This window comes from Aromatoleum toluvorans (assembly GCF_012910905.1).
Taxonomy (GTDB): Bacteria; Pseudomonadota; Gammaproteobacteria; order Burkholderiales; family Rhodocyclaceae; genus Aromatoleum; species Aromatoleum toluvorans.
The window spans coordinates 1-19213 of sequence record NZ_WTVN01000033.1; the positions used below are offsets into that span (position 1 = coordinate 1).

20 protein-coding genes are annotated in these 19213 nt (G+C 68.7%); 6 read left to right on the forward strand and 14 right to left on the reverse strand.

The genetic code is table 11. The annotated features are described in order from the left end of the window. The first annotated feature begins 82 nt into the window (after positions 1 to 82). Together GPA22_RS17895 and GPA22_RS17900 are read left to right on the forward strand one after the other, a co-directional pair. Positions 83 to 1240 (forward strand): M20 aminoacylase family protein, encoded by a 1158-nt coding sequence (locus GPA22_RS17895; protein ID WP_169257422.1) that lies wholly within the window; start codon positions 83 to 85, stop codon positions 1238 to 1240. 118 nt (positions 1241 to 1358) lie between these two features. Next, positions 1359 to 1811 carry a MarR family winged helix-turn-helix transcriptional regulator gene (locus GPA22_RS17900; protein ID WP_169257423.1) on the forward strand — a complete coding sequence of 151 codons (453 nt, stop codon included), beginning with the start codon at positions 1359 to 1361 and terminating at the stop codon, positions 1809 to 1811. Between the two features lie 10 nt (positions 1812 to 1821). Here GPA22_RS17900 and GPA22_RS17905 read toward each other — a convergent pair whose 3' ends face one another. From GPA22_RS17905 to GPA22_RS17920, 4 genes are all read right to left on the reverse strand, one after another. Continuing rightward, positions 1822 to 2724 (reverse strand): DNA-3-methyladenine glycosylase family protein, encoded by a 903-nt coding sequence (locus GPA22_RS17905; protein ID WP_169257424.1) that lies wholly within the window; start codon positions 2722 to 2724, stop codon positions 1822 to 1824. Further along, positions 2721 to 3800, reverse strand: a complete 1080-nt coding sequence (gene ada, locus GPA22_RS17910; protein ID WP_211169206.1) for a bifunctional DNA-binding transcriptional regulator/O6-methylguanine-DNA methyltransferase Ada — start codon at positions 3798 to 3800, stop codon at positions 2721 to 2723. Before ada ends, GPA22_RS17905 begins: the two co-directional genes overlap by 4 nt. Before the next feature lie 90 nt (positions 3801 to 3890). Further along, positions 3891 to 4100, reverse strand: coding sequence for a DUF3820 family protein (locus tag GPA22_RS17915; RefSeq protein ID WP_121429028.1), 210 nt, complete (start codon positions 4098 to 4100; stop codon positions 3891 to 3893). Further along, positions 4097 to 5578 (reverse strand): aminoacyl-histidine dipeptidase, encoded by a 1482-nt coding sequence (locus tag GPA22_RS17920; protein ID WP_169257425.1) that lies wholly within the window; start codon positions 5576 to 5578, stop codon positions 4097 to 4099. Before GPA22_RS17920 ends, GPA22_RS17915 begins: the two co-directional genes overlap by 4 nt. A 194-nt stretch (positions 5579 to 5772) precedes the next feature. Between GPA22_RS17920 and GPA22_RS17925 the strand changes: the two genes are divergently transcribed. Both GPA22_RS17925 and GPA22_RS17930 read left to right on the forward strand, forming a co-directional pair. Then, positions 5773 to 6447 (forward strand): DUF6781 family protein, encoded by a 675-nt coding sequence (locus GPA22_RS17925; protein WP_169257426.1) that lies wholly within the window; start codon positions 5773 to 5775, stop codon positions 6445 to 6447. After that, the gene (locus GPA22_RS17930; RefSeq protein WP_169257427.1) at positions 6447 to 8135 is read left to right on the forward strand and encodes an ABC1 kinase family protein; all 1689 of its coding nucleotides are present in this window, start codon (positions 6447 to 6449) and stop codon (positions 8133 to 8135) included. Before GPA22_RS17925 ends, GPA22_RS17930 begins: the two co-directional genes overlap by 1 nt. 33 nt (positions 8136 to 8168) lie before the next feature. Here the strand turns inward: GPA22_RS17930 and GPA22_RS17935 are convergent, their stop codons facing one another. From GPA22_RS17935 to GPA22_RS17960, 6 genes are all read right to left on the reverse strand, one after another. After that, complete coding sequence (locus GPA22_RS17935; protein WP_169257428.1) at positions 8169 to 8876, reverse strand: ABC transporter ATP-binding protein; 708 nt, start codon at positions 8874 to 8876, stop codon at positions 8169 to 8171. A 1-nt stretch (position 8877) separates the two neighbouring features. Further along, complete coding sequence (locus GPA22_RS17940; RefSeq protein WP_169257429.1) at positions 8878 to 10071, reverse strand: ABC transporter permease; 1194 nt, start codon at positions 10069 to 10071, stop codon at positions 8878 to 8880. Next, on the reverse strand, positions 10068 to 11252 hold the full coding sequence (locus GPA22_RS17945; protein WP_169257430.1) for an efflux RND transporter periplasmic adaptor subunit: 1185 nt from the start codon (positions 11250 to 11252) through the stop codon (positions 10068 to 10070). Before GPA22_RS17945 ends, GPA22_RS17940 begins: the two co-directional genes overlap by 4 nt. After that, positions 11249 to 11875 carry a TetR/AcrR family transcriptional regulator gene (locus GPA22_RS17950; protein WP_246264498.1) on the reverse strand — a complete coding sequence of 209 codons (627 nt, stop codon included), beginning with the start codon at positions 11873 to 11875 and terminating at the stop codon, positions 11249 to 11251. Before GPA22_RS17950 ends, GPA22_RS17945 begins: the two co-directional genes overlap by 4 nt. A gap of 90 nt (positions 11876 to 11965) precedes the next feature. Then, positions 11966 to 13339, reverse strand: a complete 1374-nt coding sequence (gene radA, locus GPA22_RS17955) for a DNA repair protein RadA (RefSeq protein WP_169257431.1) — start codon at positions 13337 to 13339, stop codon at positions 11966 to 11968. After that, positions 13339 to 14256, reverse strand: coding sequence for a LysR substrate-binding domain-containing protein (locus tag GPA22_RS17960; RefSeq protein ID WP_169257432.1), 918 nt, complete (start codon positions 14254 to 14256; stop codon positions 13339 to 13341). Before GPA22_RS17960 ends, radA begins: the two co-directional genes overlap by 1 nt. 179 nt (positions 14257 to 14435) lie before the next feature. Between GPA22_RS17960 and lplT the strand changes: the two genes are divergently transcribed. After that, on the forward strand, positions 14436 to 15689 hold the full coding sequence (gene lplT / locus GPA22_RS17965) for a lysophospholipid transporter LplT (RefSeq protein ID WP_169257433.1): 1254 nt from the start codon (positions 14436 to 14438) through the stop codon (positions 15687 to 15689). Between the two features lie 51 nt (positions 15690 to 15740). On the opposite strand, the gene GPA22_RS17970 is transcribed toward lplT, so the two are convergent. The 4 genes from GPA22_RS17970 to GPA22_RS17985 form a co-directional block, all read right to left on the reverse strand. Next, on the reverse strand, positions 15741 to 16574 hold the full coding sequence (locus GPA22_RS17970; RefSeq protein WP_169257471.1) for a uracil-DNA glycosylase: 834 nt from the start codon (positions 16572 to 16574) through the stop codon (positions 15741 to 15743). 32 nt (positions 16575 to 16606) lie between these two features. Continuing rightward, the gene (gene rimI, locus GPA22_RS17975; RefSeq protein WP_211169208.1) at positions 16607 to 17032 is read right to left on the reverse strand and encodes a ribosomal protein S18-alanine N-acetyltransferase; all 426 of its coding nucleotides are present in this window, start codon (positions 17030 to 17032) and stop codon (positions 16607 to 16609) included. Positions 17033 to 17052: 20 nt separating this feature from the next. After that, complete coding sequence (gene tsaB / locus GPA22_RS17980; RefSeq protein WP_169257435.1) at positions 17053 to 17745, reverse strand: tRNA (adenosine(37)-N6)-threonylcarbamoyltransferase complex dimerization subunit type 1 TsaB; 693 nt, start codon at positions 17743 to 17745, stop codon at positions 17053 to 17055. 71 nt (positions 17746 to 17816) lie between these two features. Beyond that, the gene (locus tag GPA22_RS17985) at positions 17817 to 18206 is read right to left on the reverse strand and encodes a hypothetical protein (protein ID WP_169257436.1); all 390 of its coding nucleotides are present in this window, start codon (positions 18204 to 18206) and stop codon (positions 17817 to 17819) included. Positions 18207 to 18415: 209 nt separating this feature from the next. Here GPA22_RS17985 and ompR point away from each other — a divergent pair, with 209 nt between their 5' ends. Beyond that, entirely contained in the window at positions 18416 to 19153 is a 738-nt protein-coding gene (ompR, locus tag GPA22_RS17990) for an osmolarity response regulator transcription factor OmpR (protein ID WP_121429041.1), read from the forward strand. The last annotated feature ends 60 nt before the right edge of the window (positions 19154 to 19213 follow it).

The window sequence follows — 19213 nt, forward strand, 5'->3', positions numbered from 1 at the left end:
CCCAACCCCTCCCGGTCCCCGCCTCGCACGACCCCACGCGCCGGAAGCCAGGCCACCCCCTTCGTCCAACAGAGGTGAAGACATGAACATGCTGCTGCAAGAACTCGCGAACGACGAGAAACAGATCACCGGCTGGCGCCATCACATGCATCGCCACCCCGAACTGGCCTTCGAGGAGCGCCACACCGCCGAATACATCACCGGCCTGCTGCGCTCCTGGGGCTACGAGGTCGCCACCGGTGTCGGCAAGACCGGCATCGTCGCCTCGCTCAGCGCCGGCGATGGCAAGAAAGCGATCGGCCTGCGCGCCGACATCGACGCGCTGCCGGTGACCGAAACGGCGGCCGGCGACCACCGCAGCACCGTCGAGGGCCGCTCGCACACCTGCGGCCACGACGGTCACAGCGCCATGCTGCTCGGCGCAGCGCAGCACCTGGCGCGCACGCGGAACTTCAACGGCACCGTGCGGCTGATCTTCCAGCCCGCCGAGGAAGTGATGGGCGGCGCGCTGGCGATGATCAACGACGGCCTGTTCGAGCGCTTCCCGATGGACGCCGTGTTCGGCATGCACAACATGCCCGGGCTCGAGCAGGGCAAGATCCACTTCACGACCGGCCCGGTGATGGCGGCGGTCGACAACTGGGAAATCGAGCTCGGCGGCAAGGGCAGCCACGGCTCGATGCCCGAGCGCAGCATCGATCCGGTCGTTGCCGGCGCCTCGCTGGTGATGGCCTTGCAGACGATCACGTCGCGCAACGTCGCGCCGCTCGATTCCGCCGTGGTGTCGGTCGGCGCGTTCCTCGCCGGCGACGCCGGCAACGTCATCCCGCAGTCGGCCCTGTTGCGCCTGAGCATCCGCACGAGCCGGCCCGAGACGCGCGACCTCGTGCTCGGCAAGGTGCGCTCGATCACCGCCGCGCAGGCCGAATGCTACGGCGTGACGTGGGAAATCCGCGAAGGCACGCCCGGCGCCGTGCTGGTGAACGATGCCGAACAGACCGCGTTCGCGGCCAAGGTCGCGAAGGACCTGCTCGGTGCCGACAACGTGGTCACCGACGGCCCCCGCTTCATGGGCAGCGAGGATTTCGCCTTCTTCGCGCAGCGCAGGCCGGGCACCTACTGCTTCATCGGCAACGGCGACACACCGATGGTGCACCATCCGCAGTACGACTTCGACGACCGCAACCTGCCGGTCGGCGCGGCATACTGGGTCGCACTCGCGGAATCCTTCCTGCGCTGAGCGCGCCAATTATCAGCTTTCGCTGTTGCGCGGGGGGCAACTCCGTCATAATCGGGGCGCCCCCTTTCACGCGCCGACGGAGTTTTCCGGACGACATGGTCGCCGGCAACGCATTCTGATGAACGACACCAACGCGCCCTACCTCACCTACAAGCTCGACCTGATCAAGACCATTTCGATCAAGGCGGGCAACGCGTATTACAAGAAGGCCTTCGGACTGGGCGTGCGCGAGCTGCGCGTGCTGCGCCTCGTGCATGACCACCCCGGCATCACGGCGAAGGATCTCGGTAACATGCTGGTCCTCGACAAGACGCTGCTATCGAAGAACATCGCGTTTCTCGAGGATCGCGGCTTGATCACGCGCAGCCCGAACGCCAACGACAACCGTCAGCAGTTCCTCGCCCTCACCGAGGTCGGCATGCGGGTGTGGCGCGAAGGCGAAGAGATCGGCCGCGGGCTGGAACGCGAGATGTTCGCGGACCTGAGCAGCGAGGACTGGAACCAGCTGCACACCCTGCTGGACAGGGTGCTGGTTTCGCTCGACAAATGGCAGGAGTCGCACCGCAAGTAATGCGCGGCGCTCAATACGCTGCGGTCGCGCCGGCTGCCCAGAGGTGGGCGGCCACCAGCGCACGCCACGGCGCGTAGCGGGCGAGCCACGCCTTCGCCTCGGCTTCGCCCACCCTGCCCTCCGTCCCGAGCAGCGCCTGCAGCCCCCTGCGCACGGCGACGTCGCCGTGCAGCGAGCCGTCGAGCCAGCCAAAGCCCCGCAGCAGCACGTAGTCGACGGTCCACGGCCCCACCCCGCGCACGGCGAGCAGGCTCGTGCGAATCTGCTCGACCGGGGCCGCCGCCGCCCACGCATCGAGCGGCAAATCCCCGTCGGCCACCAGCCGGGCGAGCGCCCGCAGCGTACGCGCCTTCGCCGACGAAAAACCGGCTGCGCGCAGGTCCTCCTCCGCCAGCAAGGCGAGCCGCGCCGCATCCGGGTAGCACAACAGCCCCGATGCATGACGCACGCCGGCGGCAATTATCAGCCGCCGCCGCAGCGACACGGCGGCCTTGAGGCTGATCTGCTGCCCGGTCACCGCCCAGGTGAGCGCCTCGAACGGCGTCGCGGTCAGCGGCACACGCAGGCCCGCGCGGACCGCGATCATCCGGCCGATGGCCGGATCGCCGCGGAAACGCTCCTCGAAGGCCTCGACCGCCTGCTCGAGCCCCAGCATGCGCCGCACCATCGGTTCGAATCGGGCGTCGAGATCGCGCCCCGCTTCCGCGTCGAGCGCGATTTCCGCAGTCGCCACCTCCGTATCGAAACGCACGCTCAGGCACGCGGGCGTTCCGTCCCACAGCATGCCCTTGCGCAGCGAATCGTCGGTCACGCGCTCGGCGACCTCTTCCGCATCACGACGATGGAAGGCGAGGATGTCGGCGGGGCGGAAACCGGCCGGCAGAGGAATCGAGACCGTGGTCCGCTGCGTCATCGCGCCGCTTCGCGCGCCAGCAGGCGCCGCTTGCGCTCCACGCCCCAGCGGTACCCCGACAGGCCGCCGTCGCTGCGCACCACCCGATGGCAGGGAATCGCCACGGCGAGGCGGTTCGCCGCGCAAGCGCCGGCCACCGCGCGCACCGCCTTCGGCGCGCCGATGCGATTGGCGATATCCGTGTACGTCACCGTCTCGCCGGCCGGAATCGCCTGCAGAGCCTGCCACACGCGCATCTGGAACGCGGTGCCGCGCACGTCGAGCGGCAGGTCCAGCCCGAGTCCGGGCGCCTCGACGAAGCCGACCACCGTCGCCACGACCCGCTCGTAATCGGCATCGCCGCCGATCAGGTCGGCGCGCGGGAAACGATCCTGGAGATCACGCACCAGCACGTCCGGATCGTCGTCGATGAGGATCGCGCACACGCCGCGCTCGGTGCTGGCGACGAGGATCGCGCCGAGCGAACACTCGCCGACGGCGAAGCGGATCTGCTGCCGCGCGCCGCCGGCGCGGTAGCTGCCGGCGCTCATCCCCAGGGTCCGGCCGGCCTCCTCGTAGAAGCGCCCGCTCGATCCATAGCCCGCCGCGTAGATCGCCCCGGTCACGGTTTCCTCTTCATTCAGTGTCGCCTTCATCCGCGCCGCACGGCACGCCCTGGCGTAGGCACGCGGCGTGGTGCCGGTCACGGCCTTGAACACCCGATGCACATGGAAGGGGCTCAGGTTCGCCGCGCGCGCGAGCTCCTCCAGCGTCGGCGGACGCTCCGCCAGCGCGATCTGTCGGCACAGGCCCGCCACCATCTCCGCCTGCTGTTGCGACGGCGCCTGCCCCGAAGGCGAGCACCGCCGGCACGGCCGGTACCCGGCCCCGGCCGCTTCCGCGGCAGTGGCGAAGAATTCGACGTTCTCGGGCCGCGGCAGGCGTGCCGCACAGGAAGGCCGGCAATACACGCCGGTCGTCCTCACCGCGTAGCAGAACTGGCCGTCCGCCCGCGCATCACGCGCCTGCACCGCCGCCCAGCGCGGATCGGCCGTCGTTGTCGCCGCGCGCATCTCGATCTGCCTCGACATCTTCATCGCCTTGTCCGATTCCGATGCATCACACTCTAGGCGTGCGTCGCGCCGGGCGCACTCCGCTCCTTGCTTTCGAATTCGACCGCGCGGCGGTCACTTTCTCAGCGGCTTCAGCAGGTCGGACAAGCCGTTGTGGTCGAGTTCGTGCATCAGCGCGAGCAACTGCCCCAGCCTGCCCGGCGGAAAACCTTCGCGCGCGAACCAGTTCAGATAATTCCCGGGCAGGTCGGCGATCAGGCGCCCCTTGTACTTGCCGAAGGGCATCGCGGTCGTCACGAGAGCTTCGAGGTGCTCGGAATTCATGCCGCGCTCTTCCCGGCAGTCGCGGCGAGGATCGCGCCCAGCAGATGCCACACGCGCCCCACCGAGGCGATCTCGACACGCTCGCCCGGCGCATGCGCGCCGCGTATCGTCGGACCGAAAGACACGATCTGCATGTCGGGGTACTTCGCCGCGATCAGGCCGCATTCGAGCCCGGCGTGGATCACCTGGACCTGCGACTCGGCCCCGAACTCGCGCCGATACACGTCCCGGCACAGTGCGAGCAGCGGCGAATCGGCCCGCGGCGCCCAGCCGGGGTAGTGGCCTGACGCCACCGCGGACGTCCCCGAGAGCCCGAACAGGCTCACGATTTCCTCGCCGAGCGCAACCGCGGCGCCGTCCAGCAGCGAGCGCACCATGAAACTGCACGAGCCGCCATCGGGTCGCAGCGCAACGATCCCGAGGTTGTTCGAGGTCTCGACCACGCCCGGCACGCTCAGGCTGCGGCGCCTTACCCCGTGCGGCGCCGCGTGCAGCGATCCGAGCCACGCCGCCTGTTCCGGCGCGGCCATCACCGGCCCCGCCTCCGCCACGGGGACCGCGCGCAGGCTCACGCCCTCGTCCACACCGCGCAACTCCTCGCGCAGCCGCGCCTGCCACGCCGCCAGCACGGCTTCCAGTTCGCCCCGGTATCCGCCCGGCAGCACCACCCTCGCCCACGCGTCGCGCGGCAAGGCATTGCGTGCGGAGCCCCCTTCGAGCGCCGCGAGGCGCATGCCGAATCGTCGCTCCAGGTCACGCAGCACGCGCACGAGCAGCTTGATCGCATTGCCCCGTTCCTCATGGATATCGACGCCCGAATGCCCGCCACGCAGGCCATGCACCGCCACCCGCCACTGCTCCATCCCGGTCGGGCACGCCTCCGCCCGCCCCGCGCGCTGCACATTCACGTCCAGCCCGCCGGCGCAGCCGATGAAGAACTCGCCCCACTCCTCCGTGTCTAGATTCAGCATCACCCGCCCCTGCAGCATGCCCGCCGCAAGCCCCTGCGCGCCGCCCATGCCGGCCTCCTCGTCCACGGTCAGCAAGGCCTCGAGCGGCCCGTGCACGAGCGCATCGTCTTCCAGCACCGCGAGGATCAGCGCCACGCCGATCCCGTTGTCGGCACCGAGCGTCGTCTCGGCGGCGGTGAGCCAGTCGCCGTCCCGCAGCACCCGGATCGGATCGCGCGAGAAGTCGTGCGGCGAATCCGCCGTCTTCTGGCACACCATGTCCAGATGCGCCTGCAGCACGACGCCCGGCGCGCCCTCGCAGCCACGGCTCGCGGGTTTGCGGATCAGCAGGTTCCCCGCGGCATCGACCGACACCGCCAGCCCCCGCGCACGGGCCCGCTCGCCCAGCAGGTCGCGCAGCGCGCCCTCTCCCTTGGACTGGCGCGGCGTGCCGCACAGCGTGGAAAAATGCGCCCACACGGCGGCAGGCTCGAGGGCGGAAAACACGGACGGGAGAGATTCGGACATGGCAGGGTGATCGGGGACAAGGGGCGGCAACCAGGGTGCCATGGTAAGCCACGCCGGGCGTGCGGTGTCCGCGCCGCACGCAACGTCGGCATCGAATCAACCTGCGTCGAGAATTCCATCGCCATCCACCTTTCCAAAGGCCATACTTGAAACGTGCGGAAAACCGTATCGGCTGCGCCAACAAGGGGACTGTCATGAGCGAAGAGTTCGAAAAGGTTGAACGCGACGTGGAAGCGGCGATCGACGGCGACCCCGCTTCGGTCGCCGAGCGCGTGCGGACGATCACGCTGGGCGCGCTATCGCACGGCAAGCTGGACGCCGACGCGCTGAAACAGGTCACCAACGCCGTCCTGAAAGGTGCGCAGCAAGGCATCGAGCGGCCGGACCGCGAGCGCATGGAAGCGATCCGCGAAGCCGTGCGCGGGCTGGACGAAGCGCTCGCCACGGCGGCCCAGGCGACGCTGCTCGCCGTCAAGGAGGCGGTCGGCCGCGGCAGCGAATACTCGCGCCAGGAGATCCGCGGCACACTCGATCAGCTCGGAGCGATGGAGTCCAACTTCCTGCGCACGCTGGCCGATGCCGGGCGCGGCGCCACGGGCCTCGTGCGCACGACCTTGCATGAGCTCACCGAGCATGCCCGCAACAGCGGCACCGCGATCGGCGGACGCGTGGCGAATGCCGGGGCCGACCTCGCCCGTGCCGTCGCGGATCTCACGCGCGAGCAGGTGCAGAGCGGTGCGCAGACCCTACGCAACGAAGCGGGGCTGCTTGCCGCACTCGCCTCCGGCATGCTCAGGGGAGTCGCCGACCGCTTGCATCCGGCGGGCGCCGACGAGGCCAAGGGCGAACCGCGCGATCCGCAGGCCTGATGCTGTGGAAAGCGCTCGGTGCCGCGCGTGAGCTGACGCGCGCCCACGACATCGCCGCAGTCCTCGTCCGTTACGGCTTCGGCGACCTCGTACGCCGCATAGGCATGGCCGACGCGCTCGAGCGCGCCGGACGGGCCCTGCACTGGCACGAACCGGAAGAGCTCGCGCGGCTGGAGCCGCCCGCCCGGGTGCGCCGGGCGTTCGAGGAACTCGGCCCGACCTTCATCAAGCTCGGCCAGATCCTCGCCACGCGGGTCGACCTGTTCCCGCCCGAATGGATCGTCGAGTTCGGCCGCCTGCAGGATGCCGCCCCGGCGGTCCCGTTCGAACAGGTGCGCGAACAGCTCACCGAGGATCTCGGCGAAGCGCCGGAAAGCGCGTTCGCCGAAATCGACACGCAGCCCGTCGCCGCCGCCTCGCTCGCCCAGGTTTACCGCGCGCGCCTGCACGACGGCCGCGCAGTCATCCTGAAGGTGCGCCGGCCGGGCATTCGCCCGACCGTGGAAGCCGACCTGCAGCTGCTCGCGCGCGTCGCGGAGATCATCGAAGCCGAGGCGCCGGACCTGCGCCGCTATCGGCCCTGCCAGATCGTGCACGAATTCACCCTGTCCTTGCGCCGCGAACTGGACTTCGCCGCCGAATGCCGCTATGCGGAACGCGTCGCGACGAGCTTCGTCGAGCGGCCGGACATCGTCATTCCGCGCGTGCACTGGCAGTGGTGCGGCGAACGCCTGAACGTCCAGGACTACATCGACGGCATCCCCGGACGCGACCTCGCCGCCGTCGATGCCGCGGGGCTGGAACGCAAGCTCCTCGCGCGCCGTGGCGCATCGGCGGTCCTGAAGATGATGCTGGAGGACGGCTTTTTCCATGCCGACCCGCACCCCGGCAATGTTTTCTACCTGCATGGAAACCGCATCGCCTTCATCGATTTCGGCATGGTCGGCCGGCTCTCCGAGGCGCGCCGCTACGAGCTCGCGGTCCTGCTCAACGGCCTCGTCTCGAACGACGCCGCCGCCGTTGCCGACGTGCTGCTCGAGTGGCGCGACGCGGAAGCCCCCGAAACCGAGCCGGAGCGCCTGCGCCACGAGATCGACACCTTCGTCGACCAGTACAAGGGCGTGCCGCTGAAACAGCTCGATATCGGCGCGATGCTGTCCGATCTCGTCATGATCCTGCGCGAACACGGCCTGTCGCTGCCGCCCGACCTGTCCCTGCTCATCAAGGCCTTCATCACCCTGGAAGGCATGGGCCGGCAGCTCGATCCCGATTTCGACATGGGCGCCGAGGCCGCGCCCTTCCTGCGGCGCGTGCTGCTCGCACACCATGCGCCCGGTGCGATCGCCCGCCGCAGCTGGCGCACGCTCGGCGACGCGGTCGACCTCGTCACCGGCCTGCCACGCGACCTCAGCCAGCTCTTCCGCTCGGCGCGGCGCGGGAAACTGCAGGTGCAGGTCGACATCGTCTCGCTCAAGCGTCTCGGCGATCAGCTCGACCGCGCCGCCACGCGCATGACCATCGGCATCGTCACCGCCGCACTGATCATCGGCTCGGCGATCGTCATGACCGTCGTGGGCGATCCGGGCTTCGCCGGCCTGAATACGCTCGGCCTGCTGGGCTTCTTCGGCGCGGTGGCCGGCGGCATCGCCGTGCTCCTGTCCATCTGGCGCGGCGGGCGGCACGATTGATTCTGCCGCGCCGCGGCCTGCCGGACGGAAGACTCACGCAGCGCGGCCCTCGCCCGCCTCCTCGTAGGTCCGCCCGTCGCGGATGCGATAGATCCGTCGGAACGTCGGAATGATCTTCTCGTCGTGCGTGACGACGATGATCGCCGTGCGGTACTGCTCGGCCATCCGGTTCAGGATGCGCACGACGTTCAGCGCACGTTCGCTGTCGAGCGGCGCCGTCGGCTCGTCGGCGAGCACGATCGGCGGGCGGTTGACGAGCGCCCGCGCGATCGCGACCCGCTGCTGCTCGCCGCCGGAGAGCTCCGCGGGCGACGCCTTCGCGCGGTGGCCGACGTCGAGCGCCTCGAGCAGCTCGACCGCCATCCGCCGCGCCTCGCGGTTGGGTTTCCCGGCGAGCATCGGCAGCAGCGCGATGTTGTCGGTGACGTCGAGAAACGGAATCAGGTAAGGCGCCTGGAACACGAAACCGATGCTGTCGCGCCGCAGGCCGCGCAGATCGCGTATCTTCCAGCCGCCATCGAACACCGGCACGCCGCCGAGCGCCATGAACCCCTTCGTCGGCTCGATCACCGCGCCGAGACACTTCAACAGCGTGCTCTTGCCCGAGCCGCTCGGCCCGATCAACCCCACCACCTCGCCCGGCGCGATCGTCATGTCGACGCCCTTCAACGCATCGACCGCGGCATCGCCCTCGCCGTAACGCTTGCCCAGCCCCCTGACCTCGATCGCCGGCGCATCCATCTCAGCCCCCGATCGCGGTCGCGGGATCGACCTTCAGCGCGACCCGGATCGCCACCAGGCTCGCGATCGCGCACACCACCATCGTCGCCGCCAGTCCACGCACCGCGTCGCCCGGCAGCAGCAGGACGTACTTCGGGAAATACGGCGCCCACAGCGTCGCGACGGTCTTGCCGATCACGAACCCGATCAGCCCGAGCCCCAGCGATTGCTGCAGGATCATCGCCGCGATCGTGCGATTGCGCGTGCCGATCAACTTCAGCACCGCGAGTTCGCGCACCTTGCCCAGCGTCATCGTGTAGATGATGAAGGACACGATCGCGGCGCTCACGATCGCGAGAATCACGAGGAAGGTCGCGATCTGCCGCGCCGACGTCTCGATCAGCTTCGACACGAGGATGTCCTCCATCTGCCGCCAGGTGTAGGCCTCCAGATGCTTCCAGCGGCGGATGTTCCCGGCCACACGCTCTGCGTCGTGCCCGCTCGCGACCTTGACCAGCACCGCATTCACGCTGCGGCTCGACGTCTGCGACGCGAGGAGCGCGTCGAGCAGCCCCGGCACGCCCGGCCGGTTCAGCCCCGGATTGGCCACCGTGCGTGCGCGCTCATTGACGATCGCATCGTTGTCCTTCAGGAACTGCGCCTCCTGCGCGTCCTTCAGCGGCAGGAACACCATCGGATCGCCGCTCGACGACACCATCCGCCGCGTCAGGCCCACGACCTCGTACTCCTGCCGCCGGATACGGATGCGCTCGCCGAGGCGGAAGCCGGTCCGCACGTCGGCGACCACTTCGTAATGGCTGCGCTCCACGCCGCGACCGGCCACGAGGAAAGGCGGCTCGCCCGAACGCCCCGGCTCGAAACCCACCGCCATCACGCGCACGTCGCGCTCGCCCTGACGGATCTGCATCGTCAGATACGTCACGTTGGCCGCATCCGCGACACCCGGCATGCCGAGCAGCGCCCGGTACGCGTCGTCGCGCACGCTCGACGGCTCCGCATAGGGCCCGAGCGTCTCCTGCTGCACCACCCAGATGTCCGCGGCGCTGCTGCGCAGGAGCACCTGCGCGTCATCGACCATGCCGCGGTAGATTCCCGCCATCGACAGCGTCACGCCGATCAGCAGTCCCAGGCCCACGCCGGTGAAGACGTATTTCGTCCAGTGGTGGAGGATGTCGCGGCCGGCGAGGCTGATCATCGGCGCATCCCTTCCAGCGACTCGACCACGGCCACCCGCTCGCCAGCGCGCAACTCGCGCTCGCTGTGCACGATGATGCGATCGCCCGCCTGCAGTCCTTCCAGCACCACGGTCCGCCCGTCGAGCGAGGCCTCGCCCGTGCGCACCGGCACGAAGGCCGTGGCCCCGTCCGCGACCGTCCATACGCCGCGCCGGCCGTCCTGCTCATGCACCGCGGCGCCCGGCACGGCGAGCACGTCCGCCCCCCGGCTCGTCGCGATCGTCACCTCGGCCAGCTCCCCGAACGCGAAATCCTTCGGCAGCTCGTCGAACACGACCTGCACGATGCGCTCCTCGGTCACCGCATCGCCATTGAGCTCGACACGCGAGACCTTGCCCGCCACGGCGAACCCCGGCCGCGAGCGCAGCACGATCGAGGCCGCCTGCCCCGCCCGCACGCCCCCCGAACGTCCCTGGTCGATCCGCGTGCGGACCCGCACGCTGGCAAGATCGACCATGCGCAGCACGCTCTGGCCCGCGACCAGCGTCGTTCCCGGCTCCGCGTCGCGCGCGGTCACCACGCCCGCGACCGGCGCCGCCAGCCGCACGTTCGCCCGCTGCCGCTCCACTGCCACGCGCTCCGCGTCCAGCCGCTGCAGATCCATCCGCGCCGCATCGAGCTGCGCGCGGGCTGCCTGCAGCTGCGCGCCCGCGGAATCCGCCTCCTGCCGCTTCGCCTCGACCGCCGCGTCGCTGAAGAAGGCCCGCTCGCCCAGCGACGCATAGCGCCGCGCGTTGCGCGCCGCGAGCTCCTGGCGGACCTCCGCATCACGTACCTGCGCACCGGCCGATGCCAGCGCATGCACGGCGCGCGCCGAAGCCGCCCGTGACGCCGCCAGCCGCGCATCGAGTTCCACCGGATCCATCTCGGCCAGCAACTGCCCCGCACGCACTTCGCTGCCGACATCGACATGCACCGCCAGGATGCGCCCCGGACTCGTCGGGCCGATCGCGTAAGCCCGCTCCGCCTCGACCGTGCCGATGCCGAAGACGGCATTCTCGAACGCCCCGCGCTCCAGCACCGCCGTCGTCACGCGCACCGGCGCCAGCGGGCCGCTTCGCACCATCAGCAGGACGAAGCCCGTCAGCAGGACCAGCCCGAGCACCGCCAGGCCGACCGCACGAACCACTCGCCGATTCATCGCTGCCCCCCCGCGATACCCGACAGGAAGACCCCGAACACGCCTTGCGCGGACTCCTCCACGCCACGCATTCCGCCCGCGAGCATCGACTGCATCACCAGCCCCTGGATCGCGCCGATGAAGAGCGTCGCGGCGTGCTCGACATCGACTTCGTGCGCGACCACCCCACGCTCCCGGGCGCCTTTCAGGATCTGCAGCAAAGTCCCGCGGTAACTCCCGAGCAATCCCCGGATGCGTCGCTTCACCGCGCTGTCGCCCGGTTGCTGCAGCTCATGGAAAATCAGGCGGGGCGCCCCGGGGTAAGCGACGGCGAACCCGACGTGCGCGCGGAACATCGCCTGCAGCTGCTCCAGCGGCGCGCCGCTCGAGAGCGACGCCTCCTCGATCGCGCCGAGCAGCGTCTCCTCGATCCATTCGGCCACCGCCAGCCAGATCGCCTCCTTGGTCGGGAAATGGCGAAAGATCGCGCCCTGGGTCAACGCCATCGCGCCGGCGATGCGCGCCGTCGTGATGTCCGCGGGACTGCATTCGGCCGCCAGCGCGACGACGGCCTGAACGATCTCGGCCTGCCTGAATTCTGACGAGCGCCGGACGCGCGCGGTTTCCATCGCGATGCCTCGCATGTAAGTAATTGCTTACTATCTTATTATAAGCAAAAAACGATGTACACCTGAAAACGCATTCACTACCTCATCGTCCCGCGGCTTGCGGCCTCAGGCTTCCAGCTCGCGCGCCTGCTCGATCGCTTCCTCAATCCGATCCACCGCGATCACCCGCATGCCGGCGATCGCCTGCTTGGGCGCGTTGGCCTTCGGAATGATCGCGACCGTGAAGCCGAGCTTCGCCGCTTCCTTCAGGCGCTCCTGGCCGCGCGGCGCCGGACGGATCTCGCCCGCGAGCCCCACTTCCCCGAACACCACCAGCTCGCGCGGCAGCGGCCGGCAGCGCAGCGAGGACACGATCGCCAGCAGCACCGCGAGGTCCGCCGCCGGCTCGGCGATCTTCACGCCCCCCACCGCATTCACGAACACGTCCTGGTCGAAGCACACCACGCCCGCGTGGCGGTGCAGCACCGCGAGCAGCATCGCCAGCCGGTTCTGCTCCAGACCAACCGACAGGCGGCGCGGATTCGGGCTGTGCGCGCTGTCGACCAGCGCCTGGATCTCCACCAGCAGCGGCCGCGTGCCCTCCTGGGTCACGAGCACGCAGCTGCCGGCCACTTGCTGGCTATGCTGCGACAGGAAGATCGCCGACGGATTGCTCACGCCGCGCAGTCCGCGCTCCGTCATCGCGAACACGCCCAGCTCGTTCACCGCCCCGAAACGGTTCTTGAACGCCCGCACCAGGCGGAAGCTCGAATGCGTATCGCCCTCGAAATACAGCACGGTGTCGACGATGTGCTCCAGCACGCGCGGTCCCGCCAGCGTGCCGTCCTTCGTCACGTGGCCGACCATGATCAGGCTCGTGCCGCTCTGCTTGGCGAAGCGCGTGAGCTGCGCCGCGCACTCGCGCACCTGCGCCACCGAACCGGGCGCGGACTGCAGCGCTTCCGAATACACCGTCTGGATCGAGTCGATCACCGCGATGCGCGGCTTTGCTTCCTTCAGCGTCGCGAGGATGCGCTCGAGGTTGATCTCCGGCAGCAATTTCACCCCCGCGGGGTCCAGCTGCAGGCGCTGCGCCCGCAGGGCCACCTGCTCGCCCGACTCCTCGCCGCTCACGTAGACCGCCGCCTGCCGCGCCGCAAGCGCCGACAGCGCCTGCAACAGCAGCGTCGACTTGCCGATGCCCGGATCGCCACCGATCAGCACGACGCCGCCCGCCACCAGCCCGCCGCCGAGCACCCGGTCGAACTCCTCGATCCCGGTCGGCGTCCTCGGTTCCTCGCGCGGCTCCAGTTCCGCCAGCGACTGCAGCTTGCCGGTCGTGCCGGCCAGCGCCGCGAACCGGCTGCTACCCGGCCCCGGCGCCTCGATCACCGTCTCGACCAGCGTGTTCCAGCCCTTGCACTGCGGGCACTGCCCCTGCCAGCGCGGCGCCTGCCCGCCGCATTCACTGCAGACGAAGCTCGTCTTCGCCTTCGCCATCACGCGGCCGCGTCGGCCGTGGCCATCTGCTTGAGTTCGGAAACCGCGTATTCCGCGAAAGTCGTGATGAGGCGCGAACGGAACTTGTCGCGCGGCACGATCACCTCGAGCGGCGTGAATTGACGCGGTTCGAGCGGAATGCCGACGAGGCGGCCGTCACGCAGGTCGCGCTGGATCGCCGCCCGCGACGCGATCGCAAACCCCATCCCCTGCGCCGCGAGATGCTTCACGGTCGCCAGGCTGCCCAGCTCGGCACACACCGTCAGCTCGTCGATCCCGATGCCATCCGCCGCGAAGAACTCCTCCGCCAGCACGCGGATCGCATTGCCGGGGTCGCGCGTGATCAGCGGGTGATCCTTCAGCACCTTCGCGCTGACGCTCTGGTGCTTCGCCAGTGCGTGCCCGGGGGCGCAGATCACGTAGAGCTCGTCGCGCGTCGCCGTCATGCGTTCGATCGCCGGCTGCTCGGACACGATCTCGATCAGGCCGAGGTCCAGTTCGCGCGACGCGACGCGATCCTCGGTCAGCTGCGAATTGCCCACCACGACGCGCGGCACCACGCGCGGATACTTGCGCTTGAATCCTTCGAGCAGCTGGGGCAGCCAGTACGCCGCGATGGTCGTGCTCGCGCCGATGTTGAGCGCGCCGCCGAGTTCGTCGGTCAGCTCGGACACACGCGATTCCAGCTCGTCCGAAAGGTCGAGGATCCGCTCGGCGTAGGCCAGCACCACCTCGCCCGCCGGCGTCAGGCCGACCCGCCCGTGCCCGCGTTCGAGCAGGCGCGTGTTGAAGTGCTCTTCCAGCTGCTTGATCTGGAAGGTGACGGCGGGTTGAGTCATGAACAGATGTTCCGCGGCCCGTGTGAACGAACCGTACTTGGCCACGGCGCTGAATACCTGAAGTCTGCGATCAGCCACGGCTGCTCCATAAGTCTGGTTTATAACGATAATTAAATCACAGCCGGACCGATACGCGAAATGTCTGACAACTTACTGACAACCCCGCGCAGGCACCCGCAATGAGCCAAATCACAACAAACGCACAGTTGTCGTGATATAAACCGCGCTTCACCCTTTCAGACGGCCGTCTCCCACCGATGCCGCTCGGCTTCTACATCATCATGGCGGCGCAGTTCTTCTCTGCGCTGGCCGACAATGCGCTGTTGATCATTGCCATCGCGCTGCTGCGCGAGATGTCCGCCCCGCCGACGTACGAGCCGCTCCTGAAACTGTTCTTCACCGTGTCCTACGTCGCGCTGGCCGCCTTCGTCGGCGCGTTCGCCGACTCGATGCCCAAGTGGCGCGTGATGTTCATCAGCAACACCATCAAGATCGGCGGCTGCCTCATGCTGCTGCTCGGCGCGCACCCGCTTTTCGCCTACGCCGTCATCGGTCTCGGTGCCGCCGCCTATTCTCCCGCCAAGTACGGCATCCTCACCGAGTACCTGCCCCACCGCCAACTGGTGGTCGCCAACGGCTGGATCGAAGGCCTCACGGTCGGTGCCATCATCCTCGGGACGGTCATCGGCGGCGTCCTGATCCGCCCCGACATCGGCAACTGGATCGTCGACCTCGGCCTGCCCATGGTGCAATCCAGCCCCCTGCACGCCACCATCGCCATCGTCGGACTCCTCTATCTCGCCGCCGCGGCGTTCAATCTGCGCATCCCCGACACCGGCGTCGACCACAAGCCGCTCAAGAACAACCCCGTCTACCTGATCCACGACTTCACGCACTGCATGAAGCTGCTGTGGCGGGACAAGCTCGGCCAGATCTCCCTCGCCGTCACGACGCTCTTCTGGGGCGCCGGCGCCACGCTCCAGTTCATCGTGATCAAGTGGGCGGAACACAACCTGGGCTTCGACCTTTCGAAGGCATCGATGATGCAGGGAGTGGTCGCGCTCGGTGTCGCGCTCGGCGCAGTCCTTGCCGCGCGCATGGTCAGCCTGCGCCGCTCCGTTCAGGTCATTCCGCTGGGCATCGCGATGGGGCTCGTCGTCCTGGTGATGGTCGCCGTCACCCAGCCGCCGCTCGCGATGGTGCTGATGGTGGTGGTCGGCGGACTGGCAGGCTTCTTTGTCGTCCCGATGAACGCCCTGCTGCAGCATCGCGGCCACATCCTCATGGGGGCGGGCCACTCGATCGCCGTGCAGAACTTCAACGAGAACCTGTCGATCCTGATCATGACCGGCGTCTATGCGCTGCTGATCACGTCCAACCTGTCGATCAATGTCGTCATCATCATGTTCGGCCTGTTCGTCGCCGGCACGATGTATCTCGTGCTGCGCCGGCACAACATGAATCAGCGCGAAGTGGACTCCGTCGCACTGCTCGACGAGCACGCGCACTGAACGCCGGCGGCCTCACCGCGCCGGCGCACCCGGGACCCGCTCAAGCCCGGCTCAAGCCTTTTCTCCGGCCTCGCGCATCACGCGGCGCGCGAAGCACAGGTCCTCCCACGCCTTGGCCTTGTCGGCCTGATTCCTGAGCAGATAGGCGGGATGATAAGTCACGACCACCGGCGTTTCGCCGCGATGGAAGACGCGTCCGCGCGACGCCCCGATGCTGATTTCGGCATCCAGCAGTGCAAGCGCGGCCGGGCGGCCGAGCGCGATCAGCACACGCGGCTGCACCAGCTCGATCTGGCGTGCGAGATACGGATGGCAGGTCGCGATCTCGTCCGCCTGCGGCGTGCGGTTGTGCGGCGGCCGGCACTTCACCGCGTTCGCGATATACACGTTCTCGCCCCGCTTCAGGCCGATCGCACCCAGCATCGCGTCGAGCAGCTTGCCGGCGGCGCCGACGAAGGGCTCCCCGCGCTGATCCTCCTCGGAACCCGGCCCCTCCCCCACGAACATCCAGTCCGCGCGCCGATCCCCGACGCCCGGAACGGCCTGCCTGCGCTTCTCGCACAAGCGGCACGCCCCGCACGCGCGGATATCGGCTTCCAGCTCGTCCCAATCCATCCGGGCGATGCGCCCGGCCCGCCCCGCATCGCCCCCCGCTAGGGGGGCAGATACCGCGGGCGGATTCGCCGGCGCCCTGGCAACGGGAAGTCGATCGGCGGCGGGCACGGCGGCGCGCGCAGCACGCGCTTCGGGGGCGGCAGGTGCCGGCAAGGGCGGCGGCGCAACGGTTGCCGCGGCCACATCCACCGCTTCCTCGCCCGGTGTCATGCCGGCGAGGTCGTCGACGGCACCGGCCGTACGCAGGCGCCAGATGGGGGCGAGCCCCATCTCGCGCAGCACGGCATCCCGCCGTACCCGGCTCACAACTCGCGCCTCATCACGATCGCATCCTCGCGCTGCCCTTCCGGCGCAGGATAGTAGTTCTTCCGCCGCCCCACGGCCGCAAAACCGTGCCCTTCATACAAGGCCAGCGCCGGCGCATTCGTCGGCCGTACCTCGAGGAAGAACTGCTTCGCCCCCACTCGCCGGGCCTCGGCGAAGAGGTAATCCAGCAGCACGCTGCCGATGCCGCGGCGCTGCGCCGCACGCGCGACGCTGATGTTGAGCAGGTGGGCCTCGTCGATCACCGTCAGCATCACGGCATAGGCAACGGGTCCCGTGCCGTTCCGCATGACCCAGCAGCTGTAGCCGGCGCGCAGCGAATCGGTGAAGTTTCCCGCGCTCCACGGGAAGGCATGCAGTTCGCGTTCGTTCTCGACGACCCAGGGCAGATCGGCCTCCGACATGGGCGCAAAACTGAATCCCGTCACGCCCGCCCTCCGCGCGCCAGGCGTTCCGCTGTCGTGAGGGCCACCTTGTCGCGCACATACAGCGGGGCGGCCAGTTCGGCCGCCACCAGCCCGCCGTCGCGCGCCAGACGCGCGCCCAGCAGTGCGACGTCCGCCGCGCGCGGCACCGCATCGCGTTCCGCGGCCTCGAGCCCCTCGAGCACGGCAGGCGGGATACGATCCCCATAGGCGGCAAACGCCGAACCGATTCCGAACCACTTGCCTTCCGCGGGCAGCGTCATCAGTTCCGGCGCACAGCATCCCGGCGGCACCACTTCCAACGGAAAGCCGTCCCGCATGCGATACGCAGCGGAATACACTTCCCCCATGCGCGCGTCGGTGGCGACATAGATCGAATCCCCCGCTCCCTGCAGCGCCAGGGCTTCCAGGCTGCACACCGGCGCCACGCCCAGGTCGGCGCCCATCGCCAGCCCCTGGGTCACGCCGCATGCGAGGCGCAGGCCGGTGAATGCCCCGGGGCCCGCACCGAACGCGATCGCGTCCAGCGCAACGAGCGCAAGGCCGGCCTCGGCAAGCAGGGTCTTCAGGGTGGGCAGCAGGCGCTCGGAATGGTTCGAATGCCCTTCAAGGCGACGTTCGACGGTCTCGCCGTCGATCAGCAGGGCGACACTCGCGTGCTCGCACGAGGTCTCGATCGAGAGGATTTTCATAAGCCGCCCATTTTACCGGCAGCGGCCCGCGTGCGCAGCGAATCGAGAATCCGGCCGCGGCTGGCGCGCCCTCAGCGTTCCGTCACGCTGCGGGGTCGTTCCGCGTCGCGCATTGCCTCGCGCAACTCGCGGTGCAGCGTTTCACGCTGCTCGCGCGAAAGCCGCCGGCGCTCCTGCGCTGCCGGACGCGAAACCTCGGAACTGTTCATGAGCGCACGGCGGAGTTCGGCCCGCCGCTGGTCCCTGGCATTCCCGTACGCAGGCGCCGTCACGCTTTCATTGGACGCCGGCACGGACAAGGCGCTCTCGCGCGCGAACCCGCTACCCGCTGCGAGTGTCGACGCACACACAAACAGCATCGCCAGGACGGTCCCCGCGGACCGCCGCCGGGGCGGACAGTCCCGCCGCTCCCCGTCGTGCGGGCAACCTGCCGTGAAGAAGAACGAATCGCGATTTGCCATGATCACTGCGGGCGGAATCAACCCAAGGTTCGGACGATGAGAACATACCTTCATATTGGCAATTTCGACACTGACAGGCGAAGATTTAGATGGCAACGTGTAAGGGCGTGTTGCGTATATCCCAAGCCCTTACGAAACGTTACCCGTTGCGCGCGAATGAACGAATGCGGTGCTGGCAGGCCAAAATGTAACCGGATAGGATTCGCCCCATGAACACAAAAATCCGATATCGAGTATTGCTGGTCGACGACGATGCGCGGCTGCGCGAATTGTTGTCGCGTTACCTGCAGGAGCAGGGGTTCACCGTCAAGGCGGTCGTGGATGCCCCGTCCATGGATCGCGCCCTCCACCGCGAACATTACGACGTGATGGTGCTCGACCTGATGCTGCCGGGCGAAGACGGCCTTGCCATCTGCCGCCGCCTGCGTGCCGACCAGAATGCCATCCCCATCATCATGCTCACCGCCAAGGGCGACGACGTCGACCGCATCATCGGTCTCGAGATGGGTGCCGACGACTACCTCGCCAAACCCTTCAACCCCCGCGAACTGGTTGCCCGCATCCATGCAGTGATGCGCCGCCAGCCGCCCACCCTGCCCGGCGCCCCGACCATCGAGGACGAGGTCGTCAAGTTCGGCAACGTGCAGGTGAATCTCGGCGTGCGTTCGCTCACCCGCGACGGCGAAGAGATCTCGCTCACCACCGGCGAGTTTTCCCTTCTGAAGGTCCTCCTCCAGCATCCGCGCCAACCCCTGTCGCGCGACAAGCTGATGGAGCTGGCACGGGGTCGCGAGTACGGGGTCTTCGATCGCGCCATCGACGTGCAGGTGAGCCGACTGCGCAAGCTGGTCGAAGAGGATCCCGCGAAGCCACGCTACATCCAGACCGTGTGGGGCTTCGGTTACGTGTTCGTCCCGGATGAATCGAAGCCCGCCAGTGAAGGCTGAGTTGTCCGCGGCACTCGCCGAGGAGCCGGCGCCACGCCCCTCGGCGTGGCGCGTAGCAAG